The 15812-nt window shown below is 65.0% G+C and carries 15 protein-coding genes; 10 read left to right on the forward strand and 5 right to left on the reverse strand.

The genetic code is table 11. From position 1 onward, the window contains the following. The first annotated feature begins 202 nt into the window (after positions 1-202). Genes CH275_RS06455 through CH275_RS06485 form a run of 7 tightly spaced genes read left to right on the forward strand, consistent with a single transcriptional unit; the run spans position 203 to position 7567 of the window. Positions 203-1780, forward strand: a complete 1578-nt coding sequence (locus CH275_RS06455; RefSeq protein ID WP_032405208.1) for an ABC transporter substrate-binding protein — start codon at positions 203-205, stop codon at positions 1778-1780. 1 nt (position 1781) lies between these two features. Continuing rightward, complete coding sequence (locus CH275_RS06460) at positions 1782-2711, forward strand: ABC transporter permease (protein ID WP_032377499.1); 930 nt, start codon at positions 1782-1784, stop codon at positions 2709-2711. Positions 2712-2719: 8 nt separating this feature from the next. Continuing rightward, positions 2720-3706 (forward strand): ABC transporter permease, encoded by a 987-nt coding sequence (locus tag CH275_RS06465; RefSeq protein ID WP_094676279.1) that lies wholly within the window; start codon positions 2720-2722, stop codon positions 3704-3706. Continuing rightward, positions 3703-4722 carry an ABC transporter ATP-binding protein gene (locus CH275_RS06470; RefSeq protein WP_094676281.1) on the forward strand — a complete coding sequence of 340 codons (1020 nt, stop codon included), beginning with the start codon at positions 3703-3705 and terminating at the stop codon, positions 4720-4722. Before CH275_RS06465 ends, CH275_RS06470 begins: the two co-directional genes overlap by 4 nt. Next, the gene (locus CH275_RS06475) at positions 4715-5710 is read left to right on the forward strand and encodes an ABC transporter ATP-binding protein (protein WP_094676283.1); all 996 of its coding nucleotides are present in this window, start codon (positions 4715-4717) and stop codon (positions 5708-5710) included. Before CH275_RS06470 ends, CH275_RS06475 begins: the two co-directional genes overlap by 8 nt. Continuing rightward, complete coding sequence (locus tag CH275_RS06480; RefSeq protein WP_094676285.1) at positions 5710-6447, forward strand: sulfite exporter TauE/SafE family protein; 738 nt, start codon at positions 5710-5712, stop codon at positions 6445-6447. The genes CH275_RS06475 and CH275_RS06480 overlap by 1 nt, the downstream gene beginning before the upstream one ends. Positions 6448-6493: 46 nt before the next feature. Next, positions 6494-7567 carry an SDR family oxidoreductase gene (locus tag CH275_RS06485; RefSeq protein WP_094676433.1) on the forward strand — a complete coding sequence of 358 codons (1074 nt, stop codon included), beginning with the start codon at positions 6494-6496 and terminating at the stop codon, positions 7565-7567. 60 nt (positions 7568-7627) lie between these two features. On the opposite strand, the gene CH275_RS06490 is transcribed toward CH275_RS06485, so the two are convergent. The 3 genes from CH275_RS06490 to CH275_RS06500 form a co-directional block, all read right to left on the reverse strand. Continuing rightward, entirely contained in the window at positions 7628-9046 is a 1419-nt protein-coding gene (locus CH275_RS06490; protein ID WP_094676287.1) for a xylulokinase, read from the reverse strand. 40 nt (positions 9047-9086) lie between these two features. Next, entirely contained in the window at positions 9087-10784 is a 1698-nt protein-coding gene (locus CH275_RS06495; protein ID WP_094676289.1) for a SulP family inorganic anion transporter, read from the reverse strand. A gap of 109 nt (positions 10785-10893) precedes the next feature. Then, positions 10894-11238, reverse strand: a complete 345-nt coding sequence (locus tag CH275_RS06500; RefSeq protein ID WP_094676291.1) for an ArsR/SmtB family transcription factor — start codon at positions 11236-11238, stop codon at positions 10894-10896. Positions 11239-11353: 115 nt separating this feature from the next. On the opposite strand from CH275_RS06500, the gene CH275_RS06505 reads away from it, so the two are divergent. The 3 genes from CH275_RS06505 (at position 11354) to CH275_RS06515 (ending at position 14159) form a co-directional block, all read left to right on the forward strand. Further along, positions 11354-12001 (forward strand): TetR family transcriptional regulator, encoded by a 648-nt coding sequence (locus CH275_RS06505; RefSeq protein WP_094676293.1) that lies wholly within the window; start codon positions 11354-11356, stop codon positions 11999-12001. A 146-nt stretch (positions 12002-12147) separates the two neighbouring features. Next, a complete protein-coding gene (locus CH275_RS06510) occupies positions 12148-13305 on the forward strand; it encodes an acyl-CoA dehydrogenase (protein ID WP_094676295.1) in 1158 nt (385 codons plus the stop codon). A gap of 5 nt (positions 13306-13310) precedes the next feature. After that, the gene (locus CH275_RS06515) at positions 13311-14159 is read left to right on the forward strand and encodes a 3-hydroxybutyryl-CoA dehydrogenase (RefSeq protein ID WP_306436938.1); all 849 of its coding nucleotides are present in this window, start codon (positions 13311-13313) and stop codon (positions 14157-14159) included. 81 nt (positions 14160-14240) lie between these two features. Here the strand turns inward: CH275_RS06515 and CH275_RS06520 are convergent, their stop codons facing one another. After that, the gene (locus CH275_RS06520) at positions 14241-14999 is read right to left on the reverse strand and encodes an SDR family oxidoreductase (protein ID WP_032396725.1); all 759 of its coding nucleotides are present in this window, start codon (positions 14997-14999) and stop codon (positions 14241-14243) included. Between the two features lie 68 nt (positions 15000-15067). Next, the gene (locus CH275_RS06525) at positions 15068-15802 is read right to left on the reverse strand and encodes a lysophospholipid acyltransferase family protein (RefSeq protein ID WP_094676299.1); all 735 of its coding nucleotides are present in this window, start codon (positions 15800-15802) and stop codon (positions 15068-15070) included. Between the last annotated feature and the right edge of the window lie 10 nt (positions 15803-15812).

Consider the following 15812-nt stretch of genomic DNA (forward strand, 5'->3'; position numbering starts at 1 on the left):
AGCCTTCCCCATATCCGGCCTGGTCAGCCCCCTACAGATGTGATTCAGGCCTCATCACAACTGTCTTTGTGACCCACAAAACTGGCCGGAAAGGGCATTTCGTCCGGTTGACGATGAAGACAGCCCGCTCATACCGTGTGTCTACCGTCACAGATTCGGCTGCGACTCGCAGACGCGGATCCTTTTCCCACTGGAGGCCACCATGAGCCCTGCACTCTTCGTGCAGCAGGGACGGACCCACCGCGTCGCCGCAATTGCTGTTGGCGCACTGTCACTTTCACTGATCGCCAGCGGCTGCACCGTCGCCAACTCCAACAACGGTGGAGCCGCCCGCGCAGATACTCTGCGCATCGTCCTGCCCCAGGAACCTCCGACCCTCGAAGCCTGCGACGTCTCGCTCACGTCGGTCGGAGTCGTCACTCGCTCGAACATCACCGAGCCGCTCATGGAGCGCAATCCCAGCACCGGCGACCTCGAACCCAAGCTCGCCGACTCGTGGGAACAAACCTCCGATACCGAATGGACGTTCGCCATCCACCCCGGCGTGACGTTCAGCGACGGGAGCCCCTTCGAAGCCGAGGACGCCGCGTTCTCCATCGACCGCACAGTCAATTCGGAACTGGGCTGCAACGTCGAGGGGTACGTGTTCGGCGACGCGAACCTGGTGGTCACGGCCGTCGACCCGATGACACTGACTGTGCAGTCCCCCGAACCCGACCCCATCCTGCCGCTGCGCCTGTCGTTCGTCGAGATGGTCCCGCGCACAGCCAGCTACACCGAGCGGGTACGAGAGCCCATCGGAACGGGGCCGTTCGCGATCGAGCGCTGGGACTACGGCCAGAAGCTCTCCCTGGTACGGAACGAGACCTACTGGGGCCCGAAACCCGAGTACGCCAGGGCCGAGTACCAGTGGCGCAGCGAGGGCAGCGTCCGCGCATCGATGGTGACCAACGGCGAGGCCGAGATCGCCACGTCGGTCGGACCGGAGGACGGTGCGGGCGACCTCGGCGTGGCGTACCCCAACAACGAGACAACGGCGCTGCGCATCCAGGCCGCTCAACCGCCGCTCGACGATATCCGGGTGCGGCAGGCGATCAACTACGCGATCAATCGCGACGGCATCGTCAAAGCACTCTTCCGCGGACTCGGCTCGCCTGCAGCGCAACTCATCTCCGAGGGTGTCGTGGGATTCAACGAGGACCTGACGCCGTGGCCCTACGACATGGACCAGGCCCGCACGCTGATCGACGAGGCACGGGCAGACGGGGTACCGGTGGATACCGAGATCCGTCTGATCGGACGCACCGGACAGTTCCCCAAGATCAACGAGACAGTGGAGGTCATCCAGAACTCACTGTCCAAGATCGGCATGAACGTCAAGATCGAGATGATGGACGCCGCCGGTACCGCCGAATACCAGGAACGTCCGTTCCCGGACGTCGGGCCGTATCTACTGGTGATTCAGCACGGCAATCAGGCCGGCGACTCCGCGTTCACCGTCGACCAGTACTTCACCAGTGACGGATTCCAGAGTGCCTACGGCACAGCGGACTTCGACAAGGAGATCGCTGCTGCCGGCGCACTCACCGGAGAGGACAGGCAGGCAGCGTACGCGCAGGTGTTCGCGGACGAACCGAAGGACATCATGCAGATGGCCTACATCGCACACATGAACGGGGTGCTCGCCAAGGCAGCCTCGGTCGACTACACGCCGGACTCGGCCACGGTCGACGAAATGCACCTGGCCGCGATGACCCGCGCCGATACCGAGAGGCCCTGACATGTTCAGATTTCTGCGCCGACGGATCTACACCAGCCTGATCCCGCTGTTCGTCGTCCTGCTGGGCGTGTTCTTCCTCGCTCGTCTCACCGGCGACCCCACCAGCCTGTACCTACCCGAGTCGGCCACCCAGGCGCAGCGCGAGGCATTCCGCGCCACCAACGGCTTCGACCAGCCGGTGCTGACGCAGCTGCTGGACTACTTCAAAGGCGTCGTGCAACTCGACTTCGGGCAGTCGCTCCGAACCGGTGAGGACGCGTCGGCAATGGCACTGCGCGCCTTCCCCGCAACGCTGCAGCTCGCCTTCGCGACGATGTTCCTCGCCATCCTCGGCGCCGTGATCATCGGCTGCTGGGCTGCGTATCGGCCGAACTCGCTGGCCGATCGCATCTCGAGCCTGCTGTCGATGACGGCCGCATCCATCCCCGACTTCTGGTTCGCCATCATGGGCGTCTACGTCTTCGCCATCGTGTTCGGCTGGCTGCCCACGTCCGGCGTGGACAGCGGAATGCTCTCCTGGGTGCTGCCGATCGCCACGCTGCTCATTCGCCCGCTCGGAGTACTGACTCAGGTGGTCCGCGGTGCGATGGTCTCGGCGCTGTCGGCACCGTACGTTCGGCTCGCGAGAAGCAAAGGGGCAGGCGATCTTCGGGTCGTCACCCACCACGCTCTGCGCAACGCCGCCGCACCGGCCCTGACCGTCGCAGGTGACCTGATGGTCGGCCTCGTCAACGGCGCGGTGGTCGTCGAGGCCATCTTCGGCTGGCCCGGCATCGGAAAATTGATGATCGACGCCATCCTGCAGCGCGATTTCGCTGTTCTGCAGGCGGCCGTGCTGTTGACGGCGGTGAGCATCTTCGTGCTCAACATCGTCATCGATGCCTGCTATGCACTGCTCGACGCCCGGGTTCGCGACAAGGTGAAGGTCTAGGTAAGAACATGTCACTCGACTTCGAGGCACCGAAAACATCCGAACCCGAGGATGTTCCACCGCAGAGTCCGGTGGAAGCCCGCAAGGCGTCGGCCCCGCTGTGGAAGCTGCTCCTGCGAGACAGGGTCGCCACCGTCGCCGCCGCGATCCTGGTGCTGGTCTTCCTCACCGCGATCTTCGGCCCGATGCTGGTCGGTGATGCCGCAACCGATCAGGATCTCGACCGCTCGAACCTGCCACCGTTCACCCTCGACACCGGCTGGATGAACATCCTCGGCACCGATCCGCTGGGGCGCAGCATGCTGGCCCGGTTGATCGTGGCCAGCAGAACCACACTCTCGGTGGCCGTTCCGGCTGTGATCCTCTCGGCGATCATCGGCTCGTTCATCGGTATGTGGGCCGGTTTCCATCGCGGTTGGCGCGAGACCGCGGCGATGCGCGTCGCCGACGTCATCCTCAGCTTCCCGTCCCTGCTGATGGCCGTCGTGGTGCTGTACGTCTTCTCGCCCAGTGCCGCGAACATCGTTCTGGTCCTGACGGTCACGCGTATCCCGATCTACCTGCGTACCGCCCGCGCCGAGTCGGCCGAGCTGCAGAGTCGGTTGTTCGTGGACGCCGCCCGAACATTCGGCGCGAAGAGCGGATCGGTGATCCGCCGGCACGTGGCCCCCATTCTGCTGCCGACACTGCTCACCGTCGCCACCCTGGACTTCTGCTTCGTCATCCTCGCCGAATCGTCATTGAGCTTCCTGGGCATCGGCATTCAGCCACCGGACGTCTCCTGGGGCCTGATGGTCTCGCAGGGCCGCACCTACCTGCAGACCGCCTGGTGGCTCTCCTTCTTCCCCGGCCTGGCCATCGTGCTGACGACCGTCTCGGCCACCGTTCTCGCCGCTTGGGCCCGCATCGCCACCGATCCGGCACAGCGGTGGCGACTCAATGTGCCCCGCTCCAAGCGATCACGCCTGCTCCCAGTACGAAAGGTCGTCTCATGAGCGCACCGGCAACTGCACCACAGCGCCCCGACACCGGCAACGTCGCTCTGGACGTACGTGGACTGACCGTCGACCTGCGTACCCCGTCGGGCGTCATTCGCGCCGTCGACAATGTCACCTTCACCGCCCGCCGCGGTGAAACCCTCGCTCTGCTCGGCGAATCCGGATGCGGCAAATCGATGACGGCACAGGCCATCGTCGGGTTGCTCGAGCCGATCGCCGACATCACCGGTGGCTCCGTCGAACTCGGTGACGTGGACCTGGTGACCGCCAAGACCAAGATTCGACGCACCATCGCGGCCACCGAACTGGCCATCGTCTTCCAGGACGCACTGACGGCACTCAATCCCGTCTACACCGTGGGAACGCAACTGGCCGAACCGTTTCGGATCCACCGGGGCATGTCGGCCAAAGAGGCTCGCGTGGAAGCGATCGCACTCATGGCCCGCGTGGGCATTCCCGAGCCCGAATCACGCGCCGACTCGTACCCGCACCAGTTCTCCGGCGGAATGCGTCAACGCCTGCTGATCGCCATGGCCGTGGCACTGAGCCCGTCGGTACTGCTCGCCGACGAACCCACCACCGCCCTCGACGTCACCGTGCAGGCCCAGATCATGGCTCTGCTGAAGGAATTGCGTACCGAACACGACATGGCCGTCGTACTGATCACCCACGACCTCGCCCTGGTGGCCGAGGAGGCCGACCGGGTCGCGATCATGTACGCGGGCAACGTCGTCGAGACCGGACCGGTATCCGAGGTATTCGGCGCACCGCGGCACCCCTACACCAAGGGACTGCTCGACTCGGTACCCGTGCACGCCGTCCGCGGTGAGGATCTGAAGTCGATCGGCGGCACCCCACCGGATCTTCACTCCATCCCCGACGGGTGCGTCTATCAGGCCCGCTGCCCCCTGGCCCGAGAGATCTGCATCAACACTCGCCCCCCGCTCGAATCCGTCGGCAGCGGCCGCATGTCGGCCTGCCACTTCCCGAACGAGGTATCCAGCCATGTCTGAGCAACTGTTGACCGTCCGCGGCCTGAACAAGACCTTCGACGTCGGCCGCGGCAAGCTCCGCGCCCTCGACGCCATCGACCTGGATCTTCGACGCGGTGAAACCCTCGGCCTCGTGGGCGAATCCGGCTGCGGCAAGTCCACTCTCGCGCGCACCCTGATGATGCTCGAACGACCCGACTCGGGCACCGTCGCCTTCGACGGCGTCGATCCGTTCGGGCTACGCGGCAAGGAACTCCTCGCGTGGCGTCGGCGAGTACAGATGGTGTTTCAGGACCCGTACGGTTCGCTGAACTCGCGGATGACGGCAGGCGACATCATCGGCGAGCCGTGGCGAACTCACAAGGGCCTGTACAAGACTCGGCGTGATCGCTCCGCACGAGTGCGTGAGCTGCTGCATCTGGTCGGCCTTCGACCGAGCGACGAGAACCGATTCCCGCAGGAATTCTCCGGCGGTCAACGCCAGCGCCTCGGCATCGCCCGGGCTCTGGCGTTGAACCCCGACGTGATCATCTGCGACGAACCTGTCTCGGCACTCGATCTCTCGGTCCAGGCGCAGGTGCTCAACCTGCTCAACGATCTGCAGAAGCAACTCGGCATCTCCTACGTGTTCATCTCGCACGATCTGTCGGTCGTCCGACACGTCGCCGACCGCGTCGCGGTGATGTACCTCGGCCGCATCGTCGAATCCGGGGCCACCGAAGCAGTATTCGAGCGTCCCGCCCACCCGTACACCGCGGCATTGATGTCGGCGGCACCCACGCTCGACGCGTCGACCCGTGGCACGAAGATCCTGCTGAAGGGCGAGGTACCGTCACCGCTGAACCCGCCGTCGGGATGCCGGTTCCGCACGCGCTGCTGGAAGGCAACCGACCTGTGCGCCAGTGAGGCACCCCCGGTGGCGCTCGACGCAGACGAGGCCGATCACGTCGCCGAATGCCACTATCCGCTCGTTGCAGGCAATCTCGGCCTCGTCGCTGCCGGGACGTGATGGCGACACACCTGAGCGTCACCGGATTCGTCGTCGTCGCCCTGGCCATCTTCTTCGCATCGGCGATGCAGGCGTCCATCGGATTCGGTATGGGCATGCTCGCTGCGCCCATCGTGGCCATCGTCGACCCCGGCCTCATCCCGGCGACGCTGATCATGCTCGCCGTCGTCGTCAGTGTGCTCGTCCTGGTTCGCGATCGCACTGCCCTCGACCTCTCGGGCGCGGGGTGGGCGCTCGCCGGTCGCCTGCCCGGTTCGGCGGTGGGAGCACTGCTGCTCGTCCTGCTGCCCGAACGCGGACTGGCGATCCTGCTCGCACTGGTGGTGTTGGGTGGCGTCGCCCTGACGTCCTTCGGCTGGGTTCCGCTGCCGCACAGACGAAATCTGGTGGTGGCCGGGGCCGCGTCGGGAATTCTGGGAACGGCCACCTCCATCGGCGGACCCCCGATGGCTCTTGTGTGGCAACGCAACACCGGAGCCGAACTGCGCAGCACCATGAGCTGCTTCTTCCTCGTCGGCTCGCTGATCTCGCTGGCGGTACTCGCGGTGGCAGGCGCAGTGGACGCCCATACCGCGACGCTGTTCGTGTTCCTGGCCCCGGCGACCGTTCTCGGTTTCCTGCTCTCTCGAGTGGTCAATCGTGCTCTCGATCGTCGACGCCTGCGCATCATCGCGATCACCGTCTCCGCCGTCGGCGCGCTCGTGCTCGTCGGACAACAGGTACTTGCCCTGAGGTGAGGGCCGTGTCACGTGTTGCATCGGTCGCAATGGGTAACCGGTGACGATGACTACGAACACCACGCGCGCGCTGATCGTCGGTGCCACCGGAATTTCCGGGCAGGCCCTGTGCCACGCCGCACTCGATGCAGGCTGGACCACCTACGGACTGAGTCGCAGCGGAAGTACCCCCGTCGACGGCGTCGTGCCGGTGGCTGCGGATCTGCTCGACGTGACCTCGCTCGAAGAGGCACTGAAGGACATTCGCCCCGAGATCGTGTTCTTCACCGCCTGGATGAAGAAGGACTCGGAGCAGGAGAACATCGAGGTCAACTCGGCGACCCTACGCAATGTGCTGAACGTTCTCGGCCCCCTCGATTCGGTGCAGCACGTCGCGTTGATGACCGGCCTCAAGCACTACCTCGGACCGTTCGATGCCTACGGTGAGGCAGTGATGGCCGAGACGCCGTTCCACGAGACCGAGGACCGCCTCGACACCCCGAACTTCTACTACGCGCAGGAGGACGAACTGTTCGCCGGTGCCGAGAAGTTCGGATTCGGCTGGAGCGTGCACCGCGCGCACACCATCTCCGGATTCGCGGTCGGCAACGCGATGAACATGATGCTGACGCTGTCCGTGTACGCATCGATCTGCAAGGAACTCGGTGAGAAGTTCGTCTTTCCCGGCTCCGAAACCCAGTGGAACGGACTCACCGACCTCACCGACGCCGACCTGCTCGCCGAGCAGATGGTCTGGGCCGCAACCGATGAGAATGCGCACAACGAGGCGTTCAACATCGCCAACGGTGACGTCTTCCGTTGGCGCTGGCTGTGGCCGCAGTTCGCCGCGCACTTCGGCGTCGAGCCCGAGGGCTTCGACACCGAGCCGCGTCCCCTCGAACCCCGCATGTCCGACGCGGCCGCCGCGTGGAAGCGCATCGCCGACAAGCACGATTTGGTCGAAAGCGACGTCTCACGCCTCGCGTCGTGGTGGCACACCGACGGCGACCTCGGCCGCGACATGGAATGCCTGACGGACATGAACAAGTCGAAGAAGGCCGGCTTCCTCGGCTTCCGGTCGACACCGGATGCCATCGCCTCGGTGATCCAGCGCTACCGAGACGCGCGCCTGATTCCCTAGAGCGTGAGAGCGGCTGCGCCGCACGTGCACGAAACTTCGTCGCCCACTACGAGTTTCCGCTCACATAGCGTTGGTGCCCTCGGTCAGATCCCGCACCTCCGCGTAGCGCTCACGCACCGCAGGGGTGGGATCTGCGTCGTATGTTTTCGACGCTGCCTGCGCCCAGGTCGGCGGCTCGCTGGTTCCGGCCAGTGTCCACGCCGCCTGGCGCGCGGCACCGTCGGCGACGTACTCTCCCGGCTCTGGCACGATCACCGGAACGCCGAGAATCGCCGGGGCAAGCTCGCGAAGTGCAGCCGATTTCGCGCCGCCGCCGATCAGCAGCACCCGCTTCGTTTCCACCCCCTGGACACGCAGATGGTCGATACCGTCGGCCAAACCGCACAGCAGCCCCTCGACGGCCGCGCGCGCCAGGTGACCCGGCGTCGAATTGTGCAGTCGCAGGCCGTGAATCGCACCGGACGCATCGGGACGGTTGGGGGTGCGCTCACCCTCGAGGTAGGGCACCATCACCAGGCCATCACTCGCCGTCGACAGTGCCAACCGAGACAACTCGTCGTGGTCGACGCCCAGCAGCCGCGCCGTCGCATCGAGGACGCGAGCAGCGTTGAGCGTGCACACCAACGGCAGTTGACGGCCGGTGGCGTCGGCGAATCCAGCCACCAGGCCCGAACCGTCTGCTGCGGCAACCGAGGTCACCGCCGATACGACGCCGGACGTGCCCACCGACACGACCACGTCACCCGGCTGAGCATCGAGAGCCAGCGCCGCCGCAGCGTTGTCCCCGGTCCCCGGTCCGATCAGTGCCCCGGCCGGTGTACGGCCGATCGACTCGTTCGGCGCAGCCACGCGGGGCAGCAAGGGATTGCGACCACGAAAGCCCAACTGCAACAGATCGGTTCGATACTCGCCGGACGCCGCAGAGAAATACCCGGTGCCACTCGCGTCCCCGCGATCGGTCGCCAAGGCGTCGAGCCCGGCTGCACCGCCGAGCTGCCAGCTGAGCCAATCGTGCGGAAGGCACACTGCCGCAGTGCGATCGGCGTTGTCCGGCTCGTTGTCGGCGAGCCACCGCAATTTGGCAATCGTGATCGAGGCCAACGGAACCACTCCGACGGCGTCGGCCCAGGCTTGCCCGCCGTCGCCGCCGCTCCGCTCGCCCAACTCCGCGATCAAATCGTCTGCGGCCTGAGCCGACCGAGTATCGTTCCACAGCAGCGCTTTACGGACCACGGCCCCCGCGTCGTCGAGGCAGACCATGCCGTGCTGCTGCGCACCGACCGACACCGCGGCCACGTCGTCGAGCCCGCCAGCATCGGCTATCGCCTCGTCGAGCGCATCCTTCCACCGCTGCGGATCGATCTCGGTGCCGTCTGGATGACCGGCTCGGCCCTGGCGGACCAACTCCCCCGACTCGGCATCACGAACGAAAACTTTGCACGATTGGGTGGAGGAGTCGATTCCGGCAACAAGAGCCACGGTGAGCTGGTCCTTTCCTACGCAAGTGTGATCTACGACCCTACCCGCGAGGGGTGGTTGCCTCGGTCACCAGCGTGCGCGCGTAGGCGATGGCCTGCGGAGTGGTGTCGAAGACGCGTCGAGCATCGTCGTCCTTGGTGGTGAACACGCCCAGCGCCGTCAGAGGACGCAGATGCTCGGTCTTCGCTCCGGAGATCAGGACTGTGATGTGGCGGTGTTCGAGTTCGGTGATCGTGTCCTTGAGGACGATGGTCCCGGTGGCATCGATTGTGGTCACCCGTGACATGCGCAGGATCACCACCTTCACGTCCGAGACGTCGGCAAGTTCGAGCAGGAAGCTGTGGGCGGCACCGAAGAACAACGCACCGTCGATTCGGTACGCAACGATGTGTTCGCGCAGCAGGTCGCCTTCTTCCTCCGAGGTCGCGTCGAGTGCATCGAGGGGAACCTGCTCGACCGTGGCGGATCTCGCGACAGCGCGCAGGGCCAGGACGGCAGCGAACCCGACCCCGACGGCCACTGCCGTCACCAAATCGAAGACGACTGTGACGAGGAAGGTGGCCACCATCACCACGGTGTCGCCGCGCCCGGCGCGGCTGATCGCTCTGATGGATGCGGTCTCGACCATGCGCACCGTTGTCGCCAGCAGCACCCCGGCCAGTGCCGCGAGCGGGATGTGGGCCACGATCCCAGCAGCGGAGTACATGATCGCGGCGAGAATCACGGCATGGGTGAGCGCCGCGAGCCTGGTGCGTGCTCCGGATCTGACGTTGACGGCAGTGCGGGCGATGGCACCGGTGGCGGGGATACCGCCGAACAATGGTGCGGCGATGTTCGCCAGGCCCTGTCCGAACAACTCCCTGTCGGGGTTGTGTCGTGCGCCGACGCCCATCGAGTCCGCAGCAGTGGCGGAGAGCAACGACTCCAAGGCCGCCAGCGCGGCGACGGCACACGCTGGAGCCAGCAGGGCCGTGACGTCGCCGATGTGGAAGAAGCTCAGGCTCGGGGCGGACAACGACGACGGAACGGTTCCGATGCGGGCGATGTCGAGATCGAAGAGCTGGGTGGCCACAGTCGCCCCGGCGACGGCGACCAACGAGAACGGAATCTTCGGTGCCAGACGACCACCGACGAGCATGACGACGGCGACGGCGATCGCGACTGCCGGGGTCAGGACACTCGCGTGCGAGACGAACGAACGGGCCGCGTCGAACGCGGACTGCCACACTTTGTCGCCTTCGGCATCGGATATGCCGAGAGCGGCCGGAATCTGTTGCAGTGCAATGACAACGGCGATTCCCGCGGTAAAGCCCTCGATGACGGGAGCCGGCATGTACCGCACCGCTCTTCCGACGCCTGCGCCCGCGAGTGCCAGCAGCATGACTCCGGCCATCAGCCCGACGGCGAGCACACCGGTTGGCCCGTACTCGGCGACGATCGGTACGAGTACCACCGTCATGGCACCGGTAGGCCCCGACACCTGAAAGCGGGAACCACCGAATACCGCGGCGACGACGCCGGCGACGATCGCTGTCGTCAGGCCGGCTGCGGCGCCCAGCCCGGTGCTGACGCCGAATCCGAGGGCCAGGGGCAACGCGACCAGTGCCACGATCAGTCCAGCCATCAAATCCGCGCCGGGTGCGCGGAACGCGGGCTTCCACTCGCTCCATCGGGGCAGGAGTGCGGATACGGCCGTCAGTGCGTCGTTCGCACGGGTGTGTTTCGTCGGTTCGGACATGCGACGCTTCCTGACAACTCGATCGAACCCAATGTAACTGATTGCTAAGTTTAGCAAGTAATGAATCAGGGCGACAGGGAGACGCTCGACACCGTTCCGAACCGTCGAGTCAGGTGCTTGATCCGGACTCGCCGTCCAACATTTCGGCCTGGTTGGCCACCACTCCGGTGAGTATCTCCCGGGCGACCACCAGCAGGTCGGCGACTTTGGGCGACGTCAGCGTGTACGAAACCGACAACCCCTCACGAGTGCCCTCGATCAGGCCCGCGCGTCGCAAAATGGACAATTGCTGCGACAGATTCGCCGGTTCGATGCCGATCTCGGGCAGCATCTCGGACACTGCATGTTCGCGCTCGCTCAACAGCTCCAGCACCCGAATACGTGCGGGGTGGGCCAACGTCTTGAAGAAGTCGGCCTTCATTCGGTACAGCGGTCGACTCGCATCCGTGGCCATGACGCCCCTTCCATGTCACCCGCCACACGCAGCAGGCTGATTGCGAACACTAGCAATCAGCCGACGCGACGAGTGCCATCCCTGCCCTTACCGAAACTCCGCTACCTTCACTGACATGCGCGGAGAACCCGACGAATCCACCGACTTCAGGCTGACCGTGGCCACGGCGGCTCTCGACCTCTTCTCGGTCAAGGGCTACGAGTCGACAACGGTCGACGACATAGCCGGAGCCTCCGGAATCTCGCGACGGACGTTCTTTCGTCAGTTCCGTGCCAAGGAAGACGTCGTATTCGCCGATCACGAAATACTGCTCGAGCAGGCAGGCGCATTTCTCGACTCGAACGAAGGCGACCCCTGGCAGGCGGTGTGCGACGCCGCGCAGCAGGTGTACGAGCGATTCTCCGACTGGCTGGAGATGTCGCGCCTGCGCTATCAGGTGGTGCACCGCAACCCTGCGCTGCGCGATCGAGAGATCGTCACCGTGTTTCGCTACGACCGGCTGTTCGTCGAATATCTGCAGCGCGCTCTGCCCGATCACCCACATCTGGAGATTCTTCAGTTCTCGGCGTCGGTCACGGCGACCCACAACTACATTCTTCGCCGGATGATCCGCGACGGGCTACCCACGTCCGTCGGCGATCTGCGGTCTGCGTTGGCGCAGGTGCGAGCGCAGTTCCTCGGTGAAATCGTCGTTGCGTCCTTTCCTCGAGGCATGTCCGTCACCAAAGTCATCGACGCGTTGGCCGATCACACAACAGACTGACCCACCCGACCGCGTGGCACTCAGTGCCGCACAACGTGGACCCACCCTTGAAACAAGCAAGCTGCGGACGTACGATAGGTGCATCCTTGGCACTGAGTGCCCCTGCGGGCAGTGCTGACCCCCTAACTTCAAGGAGCGTGGCCGACATGGCCGGAAATCCCGACTTCGATCTGTACCAATCGCCCGAGGAGCACGACGAACTGCGTGCAGCCATTCGGGCGCTGTCGGAGAAGGAGATCGCTCCGTACGCGAAAGAGGTGGACGAGGACTCACGCTTCCCCGAAGAGGCGTTGCAGGCCCTGAACGCGTCCGGCTTCAATGCCATCCACGTCCCCGAGGAGTACGACGGTCAGGGTGCCGACTCGGTCGCCGCCTGCATCGTCATCGAAGAAGTCGCACGAGTCTGCGGCTCGTCCTCGCTGATCCCCGCCGTCAACAAACTCGGCACGATGGGTCTGATCCTCAAGGGCTCCGAGGAGCTCAAGAAGCAGGTCCTGCCGTCACTCGCAGGCGGCGCGATGGCGTCGTACGCGCTGTCCGAGCGGGAAGCGGGCTCCGATGCAGCGGGAATGCGAACTCGCGCCAAGGCCGACGGTGACGACTGGATCCTCAACGGCTCCAAGTGTTGGATCACCAACGGCGGCAAGTCCGATTGGTACACCGTCATGGCAGTGACCGACCCCGACAAGGGTGCCAACGGCATCTCCGCGTTCATCGTGCACAAGGACGACGAGGGATTCGTCGTCGGCCCCAAGGAGAAGAAGCTCGGCATCAAGGGCTCCCCCACGGCCGAGCTGTACTTCGAGAACTGCAAGGTCCCCGGCGATCGCATCATCGGCGAACCGGGCACCGGCTTCAAGACCGCCCTGGAAACGCTCGATCACACCCGCCCCACCATCGGCGCTCAGGCCGTCGGCCTGGCACAGGGTGCCCTCGACGCCGCCATCGCGTACACCAAGGACCGCAAGCAGTTCGGCACTGCGATCTCGAGCTTCCAGGCCGTGCAGTTCATGCTCGCCGACATGGCGATGAAGGTCGAAGCCGCGCGCCTCATGGTCTACAGCTCCGCAGCCCGCGCCGAGCGCGGCGAGAAGAACCTCGGGTTCATCTCCGCGGCAGCGAAGTGCTTCGCCTCCGACGTGGCCATGGAGGTCACCACCGACGCCGTGCAGCTCTTCGGCGGTGCCGGATACACCACCGACTTCCCGGTCGAGCGCATGATGCGCGATGCCAAGATCACCCAGATCTACGAGGGCACCAACCAGATTCAGCGGGTCGTCATGTCGCGGGCGCTGCTCAAATGAGCGACATCGACCTCGTAGGCGTCATCGGCGGCGGCACCATGGGTGCCGGCATTGCCGAAATGTGTGCTCGCTCCGGCAGTTCCGTACTGATCCTCGAGACGAGCCAGGCGACGGCCGACGCCGCAGAAGCCCGCCTGGACAAGTCCTTCGCCCGCGCCGTCAAGTCCGGCCGCATCGACGCCGACGCAGCCGAGAAGGCCCGAGCTGCAATCGCATTGACGCTCGACATCAACGACTTCGCAGACCGCGACCTGGTGGTCGAGGCGGCACCGGAGATCGAATCGCTCAAGCTCGACCTGTTCGGCAAGCTCGATTCCATCGTCAAGCCCGAGGGAATCCTGGCCACGAACACCTCGTCGATTCCAGTCATCAAGATGGCCAACGCGACGAAGCGTCCCGACAAGGTCGTCGGCGTGCACTTCTTCAACCCGGTGCCGGTGCTTCCGCTGGTCGAGATCGTAGTCAGCTTGCTCACCAGCGAAGAGACCGTTTCCGCGGTGACAGATTACGCCGGAAACACGCTGGGCAAGAAGACGATCCGCGCCGGTGACCGTGCCGGATTCATCGTCAACGCATTGCTGATTCCGTACATGGTCTCGGCAATCCGCATGCTCGAGTCCGGCTTCGCCAGCGCCGAGGACATCGACGAGGGCATGGTGAACGGCTGCGCACATCCCATGGGTCCGTTGCGTCTGACCGACACCGTCGGCCTCGACGTCACCCTCGCGGTGGCCGAGTCGCTGTACGCGGAGTTCCGCGAACCGCACTACGCTCCGCCGCCGCTGCTGCAGCGCATGGTGGACGCGGGAATGTTGGGTCGCAAAACAGGCAAGGGTTTCTACACGTACTCGTAGTAGGCGCGCCCGCGTCTGCGTGAATGGACCGTTCACCCCCGTCAGGGCCGGTGAACGGTCCATTCACGCATTCGCGAGAGGTCAGTCCTTCGGCCCACCGGCGGCGTAGACGACCTGACCCGAGATGAAGCCGGCACCCTCGCTGACGAAGAACGAAGCCAGGTGCGCGATGTCGTCGGGGTGTCCGACGCGATTGACCGGAATCTGTGACGCCGCAGCAGCTTTGAAGTCCTCGAACGGCATTCCGACACGCTCTGCCGTGGCCGCTGTCATTTCGGTCTCGATGAAACCGGGAGCGATGGCGTTGGCAGTGACGCCGAATTTGCCGAGTTCGATGGCAAGGGTCTTGGTGAACCCCTGCATACCCGCCTTGGCGGCGGAGTAGTTGGCCTGGCCGCGGTTACCGAGGGCAGACGTGCTCGACAGGTTGACGATGCGGCCCCACTTGGCGTCGATCATGTGCTTCTGGACCGCGCGGGTCATCAGGAACGATCCACGCAGATGCACGCCGAGAACGGAATCCCAGTCCTGCACCGTCATCTTGAACAGCAGATTGTCGCGGGTGATACCTGCGTTGTTGATCAGCACGGTCGGCGCACCGAACTCGCTCGCGATCCGATCGACTGCGGTCTGGACCGATTCTTCGTCGGCGACGTTGGCACCGATGGCCACTGCCTGCCCACCTGCGGCCTGGATCGCACCGACGGTGTCACTGCACGCGGCCTCGTCGAGGTCCACCACGGCAACTCCGAAACCGTCCTTGGCCAGCCGCTTCGCCACCGCAGCGCCGATTCCACGTGCACTGCCGGTGACGATGGCCGTCTTGATCTGATCGCTCACGAATATCTCCTAGGAACACGCCGAATCGAATTACCTGTCATCTGTTTCTACCAACCCCGGTGTCGCAGTCAGTACGCCGCCACCGCCCCGTCGAGTGCCTTCTGCATTCCCTGCGCCACCACCCGAGTGATGTCGATCGGCTTCTCGGGCAGTTCGGTGATGGGCGAATCGATGTACACGCTCGCCCGCTTGACCTTGGTCGCAGGGCCGTAGCTCAATCCGATGCAGATCAGCACCGGCTCGACACCGAGCTTGCGTGCGCGCAGCGCGATGTGGCCGATCCCGCTGCCGACGTGTTGCACCGTCGTCGGATCCTCGAGGTTGCAGGTGCCCTCGGGGAACACCGCGAGGTCGTCGCCCCGCTTCATGCGCTCGGCGCTGACATCCATCATGCGGCTGCCCGCAGCGCTGACCGCGCGCATTCCGTGATTCTTGCCCCGGAAAACGGGGATTCCACCCATCATGTCGATTCGCTTGCGCTGCTTGGGTTCCTGAAAGAGCTCGTCCTTCGCCAACACCCTCGTACGTCCGATCACCGGACGCAGCGGCGACGCCCAGGCCGCCGCCGCGAGGGTGTAGGGATCGCTCTCGGTCAGATGATTGACCGCGATGAGCAGACGAGTGTTGTCGTACACCAGACGACGCAGCTCCTCGCGGGCACCACCGGGATACGACACCCGCGGGCGGAAGCGCCTGGCCAGAGTGGCGTACGCCAGCCTCGCCACCTGACGGTTCTGCTGGTGACGCAGGTAGAAGTCGTACACGGTCACATCGTTTTCGAGAATTACCGCAGGCCGATCCATGAAGCGAGCT

The organism is Rhodococcus sp. 06-235-1A, assembly GCF_002258785.1.
In the GTDB taxonomy this organism is placed as follows: domain Bacteria; phylum Actinomycetota; class Actinomycetes; order Mycobacteriales; family Mycobacteriaceae; genus Rhodococcoides.

Coding starts and splice junctions, on each gene's coding strand:
- CH275_RS06455 (WP_032405208.1), top strand. CDS start 203: ATGAGCCCTGCACTCTTCGTGCAGCAGGGACGGACCCACCGCGTCGCC.
- CH275_RS06460 (WP_032377499.1), top strand. CDS start 1,782: ATGTTCAGATTTCTGCGCCGACGGATCTACACCAGCCTGATCCCGCTG.
- CH275_RS06465 (WP_094676279.1), top strand. CDS start 2,720: ATGTCACTCGACTTCGAGGCACCGAAAACATCCGAACCCGAGGATGTT.
- CH275_RS06470 (WP_094676281.1), top strand. CDS start 3,703: ATGAGCGCACCGGCAACTGCACCACAGCGCCCCGACACCGGCAACGTC.
- CH275_RS06475 (WP_094676283.1), top strand. CDS start 4,715: ATGTCTGAGCAACTGTTGACCGTCCGCGGCCTGAACAAGACCTTCGAC.
- CH275_RS06480 (WP_094676285.1), top strand. CDS start 5,710: ATGGCGACACACCTGAGCGTCACCGGATTCGTCGTCGTCGCCCTGGCC.
- CH275_RS06485 (WP_094676433.1), top strand. CDS start 6,494: ATGACTACGAACACCACGCGCGCGCTGATCGTCGGTGCCACCGGAATT.
- CH275_RS06495 (WP_094676289.1), bottom strand. CDS start 10,784: ATGTCCGAACCGACGAAACACACCCGTGCGAACGACGCACTGACGGCC.
- CH275_RS06500 (WP_094676291.1), bottom strand. CDS start 11,238: ATGGCCACGGATGCGAGTCGACCGCTGTACCGAATGAAGGCCGACTTC.
- CH275_RS06505 (WP_094676293.1), top strand. CDS start 11,354: ATGCGCGGAGAACCCGACGAATCCACCGACTTCAGGCTGACCGTGGCC.
- CH275_RS06510 (WP_094676295.1), top strand. CDS start 12,148: ATGGCCGGAAATCCCGACTTCGATCTGTACCAATCGCCCGAGGAGCAC.
- CH275_RS06525 (WP_094676299.1), bottom strand. CDS start 15,802: ATGGATCGGCCTGCGGTAATTCTCGAAAACGATGTGACCGTGTACGAC.